Genomic DNA, 11268 nt, shown 5'->3' on the forward strand with positions numbered 1-11268 from the left:
GTGATTATCACGACTAACTTAAGCTTTTCAGAGTGGAGCCAAGTCTTCGGTGACGCAAAGATGACAACCGCATTACTTGATCGACTAACGCATCACTGTCACATCATTGAAACAGGTAACGAAAGTTACCGCTACAAAGAATCTACTAATAAACGAATTTAAAACTGGAAATAAAAGAAAAGTTCAGGCCATAATCTGGCCTCTCAGGCGGGTCAAAATTAAGTGCAAAAGCAGGGTCAGTTTTACATGCAAATTAACAGGCGGGCTGCCGTATTGCCTTTATACCAGGAGTAGAGGCCGATGCTTAAACATATGACTTGTGAAAGCATGGTTACGATTGTGCTGATGCTAATGATGTATTCGTATTCGATAATAAAGCAGAGTAAGCTTGTGGCAAAAGCTAGCGCCGCCAAGACTTTAATTGACAGGTCAAGCTTGAGAGACAGCACTCTTAAGTTGATGTAGGCGCGACAATATAAGAAGCCGAATGCAACGCTCATATTCATGAAGAAGGGGATGCTGATTTTCTGCCAATAGAGAGAGTTTGGCCATAAGGCTTGGAAGGCAACCCCTTTAATCCCACCCAGGTACAAGAAAAAGCAGATAAAGATACCGCTTAACCAGATATACATGACGTCTCTTAGGAATACGGCATTTACTGCTGAAATAAATAGCGCAAGAATTACGATCCCATAGAGAATGCCGAGCAGTAGCTTAACTTTATCTATTTCATGAAAGAAGGTGTCATTGGGCCATATTTGAAGGGGGACAAACATCGAACTAGAGGTATCGATGCGCATATAAAAAGTTTGGCTTTCGTTGGCTGGCGTGTTGTGTAAAAAAACGATATTTCGATAATCGATGTCTCGTTGCTCAAAGGGATAAGCATCACCTGCGATTTCTTTAGTATACTCGCCCTCACTATCTGGTATGAAGTATTCAATTGAATCAAGGATCGGGTAGCGAACCTCAAGGTACCAGCGTGTGGCTTCTGGGCTTATGTTATCGACTGAAAAGCGGAGCCAATATACTGAGTCAGTAAATCCTTTTGCAAGGCCATCGTTGGGAGCATTTTGCCATTTTAGACCATTATTATACTTTGAGTCCGCGGCCATAATATCTTCAAAAATAGAATGCCGTCTTTATCTTCGATGTATTGGGTGTAAATGCCTATATTTTCGGGTATTGACTCAGCGCTGAGCTTGTATCCGGGAAGTTGTTCAGAAAAAGCATAACGCCCTACAACGATGAGGATTAGTAATAGGAATAATTTAGCTAATGGGTGGCTGAGCCTGATTTTTCTCATCTAAACGGCTTTTTTATTTTTTGAGGTCGTCCAGAGAAGTTCATTGTGGACAGAATAGGTAGAGCTCGATCAGCCGGGCTAATTATGGAGCTCTTCTAAATATTAAAAATAGTACATAATGTCAGGAAAATCCTATTTTAAGATGCAAGAGAAGAGAAAAAACTTGTTTTTAGTCGTATGAATTCTTCTTTTGCCATTGGTCTTCGTCATCGAGAAAGCTATCCCACTCTTTGTTGCCTTCTTGTTTTTTAGCTTCTTCTTGTTCTCTGAATTTTTTGTTGTGTTGATCCGCTACTTCATCAAGCGCTTTGATTTTGGCTTTGTAAAGCGCAATAGCTTTTGCGGCCTGAGGGTGTTTGGCAAACTCTTTAAATGCATCAATTGCACTGTGGTAATTATGAATTGCAACTCTGGGCTTGCCATTGGCATTTGCCGCTTCGGCTCGGCCACAGAATAAGTCTGCTTTGGATTGGCAAATCGAAAGACTGATGTGATCCAGATATTTTTTTGCACTGCCGGCATTCAGACGCTTGGCCTTATGTTGTGACTGAATAAAGCGTTGAAGTACCTCCAGGTAGCCTCTCACTTCTTTGGCTTTGGCTTCTGTTTTTACGGGGACTGCCGGAAATTTGGGGTTGTTTTCGCGTAAGTTCTTTAGATAGTCATGATCAGCAGTGAGGTAACCTTGTAGGCGCTCGGTTTTATTTAAAATGATCAGTTCATTAAGCGTTTCAACTGAGCGCTCGGCGATCATGATGCGTAGCTCGTTGTTTAAGTACTGCGGGGGCAGGTCGTGAATCAACTGTTGCATGCGGTTATGTCGCTCAGTCAGCACATTGGTTTTGCGAATGCGCTCAACACGTGCTCGCTCGCGCGCTTGAGAAATATAAATAGCACCAATGCAAAGAAATATGATAGCAACGATGGCGATTGTAATAGTGGTTGTTGACATAGCTAAGATCTTAAAAAATATACAAAAGGTTAAACTGAAATTGCTTATACCTTTGAGTATAGACCAGCGTTTGTGATTTTCTATCTGGGATTTAGGGTGAAATGGTAAATGATTGTGCAAACTTTGATCGGATAGAATTTGGGGTTTGTCACATTTTCATGTAAAATCTGCCGCCTTTATTACGCACCTGGCGAAGAAGTTTACTTTTGCTAGGGGCAATTTCCTTGTTATTTCAAGTGTTGAGGCTGATACAAAGATGACAGAGCGCGTTCAAGCTGCAGGCCTGCAGGTCGCAAAAGAGCTATTCGATTTCGTAAACGAGAAAGCAATTCCAGGTACAGGCGTCGATCAGGATGCATTTTGGGCTGGTTTCAGCGCAATCGCTAATGAGTTGGCACCACGTAACCGCGAGCTGCTTGCAAAGCGTGATGACCTTCAAGCTAAGATTGATGCGTATCATTCTGAGCGTAAAGGCCAGTCTTTGGATTTCGCAGAGTACAAAGCATTTCTTCAGGAAATTGGTTACCTGGTAGAAGAAGGCCCGGCATTTGAAGCAACGACTGAAAATGTAGAGCCAGAGATCGCTGAAATGGCTGGCCCACAGCTAGTTGTGCCAGTAATGAACGCTCGTTTCGCATTGAACGCTTCTAACGCTCGTTGGGGTTCTTTGTACGATGCGCTTTATGGCACGAAAGTTATTTCTGAAGAAGGTGGCGCTGAAAAGGGCCCAGGTTATAACAAAGTACGTGGCGACAAGGTTATCGCTTATGCTCGTGGTGTATTAGACACGGCTGCACCTTTGGCTAAGGGTTCTCACGTCGGTACAACAAACTACGCAATCGTTGACGGTAAGCTTGCCGTGACACTGGCTGACGGTTCTACTTCAGGTCTAAAAGAAGAAGACAAATTTGTTGGTTACACCGGCGACGTAGCTGCACCAACATCTATTCTTTTGAAGAACAATGGTTTGCACATCGAAATCCAAATCGATGCGACTAGCCCAGTTGGTTCAACTGACGCTGCTGGCGTTAAAGATTTGATCATGGAAGCGGCACTGACCACTATCATGGACTGTGAAGACTCTGTTGCTGCGGTTGACGCAGAAGACAAAGTGACGACTTACGGCAACTGGTTAGGCCTAATGAAAGGCGATCTGGCTGAAGACGTAAGCAAAGGCGGTAAGACATTTACACGTGTGATGAATGCTGACCGTGAATTCACGGGTGTTGACGGTAATACTTTCTCTTTGAAAGGTCGTTCAATGTTGTTCGTTCGTAACGTAGGTCACTTGATGACTAACCCTGCGATTCTTTTGGAAGACGGTTCTGAAATTCCTGAAGGCATCATGGACGGTGTTGTGACAGCGCTTATCGCTATTCACGACTTGAATGGCAATAGCCCATTCAAGAACTCTACAACAGGTTCTGTCAATATCGTTAAACCTAAGATGCACGGCCCAGAAGAAGTGGCTTTTGCTAACGAATTGTTTGCACGTGTTGAAGATGCACTTAACCTGCCTCGCTTCACGATGAAGATGGGTATTATGGATGAAGAGCGTCGTACCACTGTTAACTTGAAAGAATGTATCCGTGCAGCGAAAGACCGTGTTGTATTCATCAACACAGGCTTCCTTGACCGTACCGGTGATGAGCTACACACGTCAATGTTGGCAGGTCCTTTTGTTGCTAAGACTCAAATGAAGCAGCAAGTTTGGATTAACGCATACGAAGATTGGAACGTTGATACAGGTTTGGAAACAGGCCTACAAGGTCGTTCACAGATTGGTAAAGGCATGTGGCCGATTCCTGATGAAATGGGCATGATGATGGAGCAGAAAGTGGGCCATCCTAAAGCGGGTGCTAACACGGCTTGGGTTCCTTCTCCTACTGCTGCAGCACTTCACGCAATTCACTATCATCAGATTGATGTATTTGCGGTTCAAAACGAACTTAAGACTCGCGAGCATGCAAACGTAGATGACATCTTAAGCGTTCCACTAATGTCTGCAGATGAAGTTAAGGCGCTAACGCCTGAATTCATTCAGAACGAAATCGACAACAACTGTCAGGGTATCCTGGGTTATGTTGTACGTTGGGTTGATCAGGGTGTTGGTTGTTCTAAAGTTCCAGATATCAACAACGTTGGTTTGATGGAAGATCGTGCAACATTGCGTATTTCTTCTCAGCACGTGGCGAACTGGTTGGAGCACGGTGTTTGTACCAAAGAACAGGTTGAAGAAAGCTTGAAGCGTATGGCAGCGATTGTTGACGGCCAGAATGCGGGTGATTCTGAATACATCGCCATGGCACCGTCTTTTGACGGCATTGCTTTCCAGGCAGCTTCTGATTTGATCTTCAAGGGCAAAGAGCAGCCAAGTGGTTACACAGAGCCGCTACTTCATGCTTACCGTTTGAAGTTTAAAGCGCAATAAGTGTTTACTCAGCCCCTGCTTATGTAGGGGCACAAAAAAACCGGCTGAATGCCGGTTTTTTTGTGCGTATTGATTAGCTAAATACTTAGGCGGCGCATATTGGCAGAGGGTTTAGCGTATTGCCAATGTTGGTCAAAGCTATCTCTGAGTCTCTGTGCGATCATATGATTGCTGTAGTTAACGAAGCCCGTGTAGCTATCCAGGTCTTTCCGGTAGATGCCGGCGTCAAAATCAACCGTTGTAATCATATCGCGGGGCCTGCTGGCGCCTCTTGGAATCACTCTTAATTCGATGAAGCTGGTCAATTTCTGGGCGAGGTCAATAAGTGGATTGTGATAGCCTGCACCAGTTCGATCATCGATTAATAGTATTCTAATTTTTGCCTGCGAGTTCCTCTTCGATAGATTCAATAGACATTGACGGATGTAGCTTTCTTTAAAGATAGGGTGTGTGATTGTGTCGGAAAGTATGGATATTTGTCTCTGGGCCTGTGAAAGCATGCTTCGATGAAAGCTAACAAACTGGTCTTGGTTATTGTACTTATATAAATGATTATCCTGAGATATTAACAGTGCCTTCCGTCCATCTGTTGACAAGTGAGGCTCTTCTGCTCGGACTTTAATATAATGCCTCAGACAGGGCATTTCCATATGGTATATCCCATCACGATTAGGCTCTTTGGCTGTCACGAATCCTTGAGAGGCAAAGAAGGCCTGATATTCTTGAAAGCATTCCAGGTAGAGCTCATCATAGTTAGACTTTGCGGCAGCTTTCATCGCTCGATGCAGAAGCTGGCGACCAAAGGACTTTCTTCTGCAGGAAGGGTGAATATATAGCTTATGGATATGGGCAGAGCTAGCGTCGTTATGCTTAACGACAACGTAGCCAATAATGTTATCACTGGCGACAAGTGCCTGGATAAAACCCTTCTCTACTTGATGAGCCTTATGAATATGCAGCCAGTCGTTATCGAGCTTGCATAGGCGACGATGTACCTCTAATGGAAGTTTATCCAGGGCATAAGTTTGGATTTTAATTTGACTCATAATATTTCAAATGATGTTACTGCATTATCAATCCATTATTATATCATGCTCAGAATAGAACAGCTGGGGTATGCAGGTCTACCGACTTTACCTGCTTTTTGCTAATTAAGAATAAGGCTCGCTATGTTGCACAATTTTGATGTTCAGGATTTTTTACTCAATTACTGGCAAAAAAAACCAATGCTTATTTCCAAGGCTTTTTCGGACCCATATTGGTTGGAGCCAAGTGAATTAGCGGGTTTAGCCTGTGAGGAGGATGTCGAGTCCCGAATAATTATGCAGTCTGATCAAAAGTGGCAGGTCGAGTGTGGGCCTTTTGAAGAAAGCCGGTTTCCTACTCTACCCAAGAGGGATTGGACGCTTCTGGTTCAAGGTCTTGATCAGTGGTCACCTGAAGTGGCGGAGATTTTAAGGTCTTTTGATTTCTTACCGAGCTGGCGTCTGGATGACATAATGGCTTCGTATGCGCCGGTTGGGGGAACCGTTTCCCAGCATTATGACTTTTTTGATGTCTTTCTAATTCAAGGAGAGGGGAGCAGAAAGTGGCAAGTAGGTCAGGTTTGTAGCGCCGACAGTGAATTGGTACCAGATACCTCTGTGCGTATCCTGACTGAATTTGAGCCTAAATTGGAAGTAACCTTGGAACCGGGTGATATCCTTTACATTCCCGCCAAGCATGCGCACTTAGGAGTCTCTGTAGAAAACAGCATGACCTATTCAGTTGGTTTTCGCGCTCCGAGCATTCGAGATATTGTCGACGGTGTAGCGACAGCAGCTTTGGAGGGCTTGAAAGAGGATGAGCGTTATCAGGATAGCATCGAGGCTTTAAAAGCTGCCCGAGGTAATATCCCTGAAGCTGCTATCACTCGCTTGCGTGAAATGTTGAGCGAGGCCTTGACCAATGAGACCTTGCTTGCAAACTGGCTAGGGGAGTATGTAACGGAAAGGAAGTATCCTGAGCTTGAGCTTGTCGGCGAAAGTATTGAGGATTGGGAGTCGCTCCTTGGTGAGGGTGAGCTAATTCAGCGTAACCCTGCTTCACGCTTTGCCTATACCACCTTCAAGGAGTGTCTGCTTTATGTTGATGGTACTTCTTATAAATGTTCAGCCGCATTGGCTGAAGAACTCGCCGACAGACAAGATCTTTGTCGTCAGCGAATACTAGATTTAGTTTCAGATAAACAGGATAAAAGCGTTATTGCCAACTTATTGGAAAGCGGTGCATTAGTGCTCGGAGATTTGTAGGCAGAGGTCACTGTGCCTCGCTAGGTGCTTCGAGCTATGTTTGAGCTAGCTCATGCTTGACTTACTATCTTCGTTAATAATATCCAGATTAAAAAGGCGGAGAAGGTGACGCCTAGTTTTCAAGATTGGAACAAATTTTTCCTGAACAATGCTTTTCGAGAAACTCTATAGGTGTTTGTGAAAATTCGGCTTTGAAAAAGCGCCTAAAGCCTGATGCTGTTTGAAAGCCAAGTTGTTCAGCCGTGTAATCAATGTTTTGCCTCATTTGAAATAAGTAAACTTTAGCAAGCTCTCTTCGGGCAATGTTGGAAAGGTGAGAAAACGACTCGCCGTGCTTATTAAGCCGTTTTTGTAATCCTCGAACAGATATATTTAGCTTGGATGCCAGCTTCTGACTATTAAAAGACTCTGGGTGGTTGTGCATTATCTGGCTGATTGCACGATACTCGAAGTCTTGCAATCGTTCAGATTTTTGCCAGAGGTCTAGAGACTTATTAAGGTAGAGTTGGTGCAAGGTTGGGTTGTGGCTAGATAGATCTCTGTATAATAGTTGATCATCAAACGTAATGATCGAAAGAGGTTGGTTAAAAGTTGCTTTGCAGTCGAAGTGCTTTAAGTAGCGATGTGAATAGGTAGGCGCAGGAAAATCAAAACATATATCAAGGGGTGTTACTGTGGAACAAATTATTTCTCGTAGAGAGTTTAAGGTATATGAGAAAACCGCCTCGGCGCAAAAACGTCGTTGTTGAATCGTTAGGTTTTTTTTGTAAGGGAAGGTTAGGGCAACACTCAAGCGACCTGGAGATTTATGAATAATAGGGTAATAGCTTGCTCCATGGATAAAGTGATATCGGCTAATCAACTCGAGTCTATTTGGTATAGGCAGGTTTATACCGGTACGGGACAAGCGCCAATTAGCCTTGAGAGTGAGAGTGAGATGATAGAGCGTGTCTCAATGACCCCTGGGGCAATTGGCTATATATACAATAATAACGATACAAAGATTCAGAACAATGAAAATATTAAGATACTTACTGTTTACTAGTAGTTTGCTGCTTGGCTCTCACTCTTCAAGCTTGTTTGCTGAGGAAAACGGTGACTGGTTTACACCTTTCTCGTGGGAGGCTTTTGTTAGCCAAAGCGTTATTTATAGTAGTGATTATGATTATCTGAGCCGCTCGGATGATGAGGCCTCGCTTGATATGTGGGAGGCAGGTTTACTATTTTCTACCACGGTCAAAGGGTCTATAGGCGTTTCCGCCCAGTTATTAGGTCGAAAGGTTAGTGAGTCGAGTGGTGAAGATATTCGTCTCGATTACGGGTTTTTTAGCTACCCGATTTATCAGAGTTTTGATCGTTCTTTGGGTCTTCGTTTAGGGAGAATACGTTCTTCTTATGGTTTTTATAATGAGACTCGGGATATTCCCCATACCCGAACGGGTGTGGTGATGCCGCAAGCCGTTTATTTTGACATGACTCGTAACTCCTTTTATTCCGCTGATGGTGTGGAATTCTTTGGTTCTTATGACCTATCTGGTGAGCCTTTAGCATTTCAACTTTTCTTGAGCCAGCCTGTTGCTGATAAAGATGAGTTGGAAGAGGCCTCACAACTTTCTCCAAGCAAACTCAAAGGAGATCGTAGCCTGTTAGCCAAAATAATATATGGAGAAGAGTTTGATGGTTGGCGTGCCTCCATAACGTACTTCAAACCAGAATACGAAGTATCAGTTGAGTTTCCTGCAGGTGACGACCCTTTGCTTATGATTGTTGAACCTGACGCGTCATTTTACTCCGAAAATATCGTGACATCACTTGAATACAACCAATTCCAATGGTCTGTCACGTTTGAGTATTTGCGCCATAAATTCCAGACTAATATTCCGGCACTGGCAAGCGAGGCTGTTAATGATTTTTATGAAGAAGCTTATTACTTGCAGAGTGTTTATCGTTTTGATGAATTCTGGGAAATGTATGCTCGCTATGAACAAACAAAGCTGAGGGGCTCGTCAGACCCAAAGAGCTCATTTGACGATGCTAATTTTGGTCTGGCATTTAGACCTGATGAGAACTGGCTTCTTCGCGCTGAGATTCATTATATTGAGGGTTACTCGAGGTTGTTTAGTCGTGATAACTCGATTTCAGACGAGCAGGATCCATACTGGACAGCAGTTCTTTTTCAGCTCGCCTATAGGTGGTAGTAGATGATTGACGAGACATTACCCTCAGGATGGAAAGACAAAGGTTTTAACATTAATTGGCAAACGTTTGGAGCGATTAGCCTTGTATTCACATTAATTGTGTTGGTCTTTTCTTTGTTGATGTCTCAGTGGAAAACGCATGAGTTTGAGTCTAACCGGCTTATTGTGCATGCCCAATATGAACAGCAATTAAATCGTTTGATAGAAACTTCTGCGGATAAAGTGATACAGCTAGCGAACTCGGCAAGTTTGAATAAAATTTTAATGGAGGCAATCCGGGGAAACGATGTCGAAAGTTTTCGCAGTGAAATAGAAGAGCTTGATTGGAATTTACAAGCCGATGGGGGATTGTCAGTATTGGCTTTGTTTGATACTCAGCTTGGTATATTACACTCGACTGACTCATTGCAACACCAAGAGAGTGTTAGGGAGGTGCTCCAGAGAGAAGCGCCCTCTTGGCGTGTAGATTGTAACTCTGTTTGCCGAATTGTGACTTACACTGCCATGCTTTATCAGGGGGATGTTTTGGGTGTCATCGTTCTGGCAGAGCCATTAAGTAATGTAATGCTTAGGTTTCAGCACGTCTCAAATATTGATACGGTTTTGCTAAGCAAGAATACGGACCCATTTAGTGCAGGGGTCAAGGGGCTGCCTGTTTCTCCATTTTGGGAGCGTGATCTAATGGCTTTAACCAACCCCTTGGAAAGCAGAGTCGTGCTTGATCAGGCTTCGCGTTCGTACTCTCTTGATGAATTAAGTCGCCGAATTCAGGTTTTGGATTTGTCTCCAAATATTTATGAATTGAAGGCGATGCCTTTGCAGCAAAATCAACTAGTTGTAATATCAAATGTGTCTGAAGACTACTCCTTATTAGATCAAACGATCTCTCAAACGTTCGGTTATAGTTTCTTAGCGTTGCTTGTCGGTGAATTTCTACTGTTTATACTATTACGCCAGCCTTTACGTAAGCTACATCGTGCCGATGCAGTTGAGCGCTTGGCAGTCGAAACGTCAAATGCTTTGGATGCACGCACAGAAGCTTTGGAGCGCGAGAAACTATTATCAGAGAGTGTGAATGACTCAGTTCCTGTGGGTATCGCAGTAGTTGATGGTGGCGGGCGCTTATTGTCTGTTAATCGCTATCTAAAATCTTTATTTGAATTAAGCTCAGAAAGTCTCGAAGGGAGCTCGTTGGATTCTCTCATTCAGGCTAAGGGGGGCTTAGTCTCCCGGCGGCTTGAGGATATCACTAGAGGGGTTTTGTCAGAGTTTGAACATGTTGCTTATATCACTTCTGTGTCAGGGCATCAGCACTGCCTTTCTTGGCGTTATACGCCTGTTTATGGAGAGCAGGAAGAGTCTGTCTCTATCTCGTCTCGGCAAGTTTTGGTCATCGCGACACCTTTAGCTGAACCAACTATTGTAGATGAGAGGAAATGGTTGGATGTTCATGATACTGAAACAGGTTTGTTAAACCAAAAAGGTTTAGAAGCGCGCCTGACTGATTTGATTGGCAGAGACGACCAAGCGTCACATGCCCTTGCATTGTTGCGAATAGAGTCTCAGTGGCGTGATGAGGTTAAAGCGTGCTTATCAACAGAGTTGGATAGCGCATTTAGTCTTGTTAGTTTGGATCGAAATGAAGTGGCGATATTGATGCCTTCAACCTCACAACCGGATGCGGCCGGGAACCTGAAGCACTATTGTCGGTCTATCGGTGAAATAACACAGAAGGGCATTATGCCTTTAGGTGGTTTGCATGTTTTCACTTCCGTAGCGCGAGATCCTTTAACACTTATTCAGCACGCTAGAGATGATTTGGCCAGACGAATGTGCAATGAACCCTAAGGCAAATTGCGCACTGATCTATGAGATCTGTACGTAATCCTATACCTAAAAAAATTCATGACTGCGTTATCGTTGTTTCTCCATAAAACAATCAAAAAGCTGGAGAAGCAAAATGATTAGATTAAAACAAAAAAAATTGATAGACCTGCCAGTGAAGATGGCTAAGGCTGTCAAATTTGCAGCTGCCTGTATAGTTTCTGTGAGTGTTGTCGGTTGTACAGGTAACCCTTACGAAGAAGTGG

The 11268-nt window shown here is 43.6% G+C and carries 9 protein-coding genes; 5 read left to right on the forward strand and 4 right to left on the reverse strand.

Features of this window, described 5'->3' with window-relative positions:
- Positions 1 to 162, forward strand: a 162-nt coding sequence (locus A3766_RS28945) for an ATP-binding protein (RefSeq protein WP_197479569.1), incomplete at its 5' end; no start/stop codon positions are given.
- Positions 163 to 242: 80 nt separating this feature from the next.
- Here the strand turns inward: A3766_RS28945 and A3766_RS13455 are convergent.
- Together A3766_RS13455 and A3766_RS13460 are read right to left on the reverse strand one after the other, a co-directional pair.
- A complete protein-coding gene (locus A3766_RS13455; protein WP_068507463.1) occupies positions 243 to 1115 on the reverse strand; it encodes a 7TM-DISM domain-containing protein in 873 nt (290 codons plus the stop codon).
- Between the two features lie 360 nt (positions 1116 to 1475).
- Positions 1476 to 2258, reverse strand: coding sequence for a hypothetical protein (locus A3766_RS13460; protein WP_068507461.1), 783 nt, complete (start codon positions 2256 to 2258; stop codon positions 1476 to 1478).
- 256 nt (positions 2259 to 2514) lie between these two features.
- Here A3766_RS13460 and A3766_RS13465 point away from each other — a divergent pair, with 256 nt between their 5' ends.
- On the forward strand, positions 2515 to 4689 hold the full coding sequence (locus A3766_RS13465; protein WP_068507465.1) for a malate synthase G: 2175 nt from the start codon (positions 2515 to 2517) through the stop codon (positions 4687 to 4689).
- Positions 4690 to 4766: 77 nt separating this feature from the next.
- Here the strand turns inward: A3766_RS13465 and A3766_RS13470 are convergent, their stop codons facing one another.
- The gene (locus tag A3766_RS13470; protein WP_068507459.1) at positions 4767 to 5735 is read right to left on the reverse strand and encodes a GNAT family N-acetyltransferase; all 969 of its coding nucleotides are present in this window, start codon (positions 5733 to 5735) and stop codon (positions 4767 to 4769) included.
- Between the two features lie 123 nt (positions 5736 to 5858).
- Between A3766_RS13470 and A3766_RS13475 the strand changes: the two genes are divergently transcribed.
- Entirely contained in the window at positions 5859 to 6980 is a 1122-nt protein-coding gene (locus tag A3766_RS13475; RefSeq protein WP_068507457.1) for a cupin domain-containing protein, read from the forward strand.
- A 112-nt stretch (positions 6981 to 7092) separates the two neighbouring features.
- Here the strand turns inward: A3766_RS13475 and A3766_RS13480 are convergent, their stop codons facing one another.
- Positions 7093 to 7887: an AraC family transcriptional regulator gene (locus tag A3766_RS13480; protein WP_082885845.1), complete on the reverse strand. Its 795-nt coding sequence runs from the start codon at positions 7885 to 7887 to the stop codon at positions 7093 to 7095.
- A gap of 106 nt (positions 7888 to 7993) precedes the next feature.
- Between A3766_RS13480 and A3766_RS13490 the strand changes: the two genes are divergently transcribed.
- Positions 7994 to 9178: a hypothetical protein gene (locus tag A3766_RS13490; protein ID WP_068642353.1), complete on the forward strand. Its 1185-nt coding sequence runs from the start codon at positions 7994 to 7996 to the stop codon at positions 9176 to 9178.
- A 3-nt stretch (positions 9179 to 9181) separates the two neighbouring features.
- On the forward strand, positions 9182 to 11026 hold the full coding sequence (locus A3766_RS13495) for a cache domain-containing protein (RefSeq protein ID WP_068642355.1): 1845 nt from the start codon (positions 9182 to 9184) through the stop codon (positions 11024 to 11026).
- Positions 11027 to 11268: the final 242 nt, after the last annotated feature.

The organism is Oleiphilus sp. HI0132, assembly GCF_001635845.1.

Excerpts from the sequence above, each read along its gene's own strand:
- A3766_RS13455 (WP_068507463.1), bottom strand. The coding sequence starts at position 1,115 with ATGGCCGCGGACTCAAAGTATAATAATGGTCTAAAATGGCAAAATGCT.
- A3766_RS13460 (WP_068507461.1), bottom strand. The coding sequence starts at position 2,258 with ATGTCAACAACCACTATTACAATCGCCATCGTTGCTATCATATTTCTT.
- A3766_RS13465 (WP_068507465.1), top strand. The coding sequence starts at position 2,515 with ATGACAGAGCGCGTTCAAGCTGCAGGCCTGCAGGTCGCAAAAGAGCTA.
- A3766_RS13470 (WP_068507459.1), bottom strand. The coding sequence starts at position 5,735 with ATGAGTCAAATTAAAATCCAAACTTATGCCCTGGATAAACTTCCATTA.
- A3766_RS13475 (WP_068507457.1), top strand. The coding sequence starts at position 5,859 with ATGTTGCACAATTTTGATGTTCAGGATTTTTTACTCAATTACTGGCAA.
- A3766_RS13490 (WP_068642353.1), top strand. The coding sequence starts at position 7,994 with ATGAAAATATTAAGATACTTACTGTTTACTAGTAGTTTGCTGCTTGGC.
- A3766_RS13495 (WP_068642355.1), top strand. The coding sequence starts at position 9,182 with ATGATTGACGAGACATTACCCTCAGGATGGAAAGACAAAGGTTTTAAC.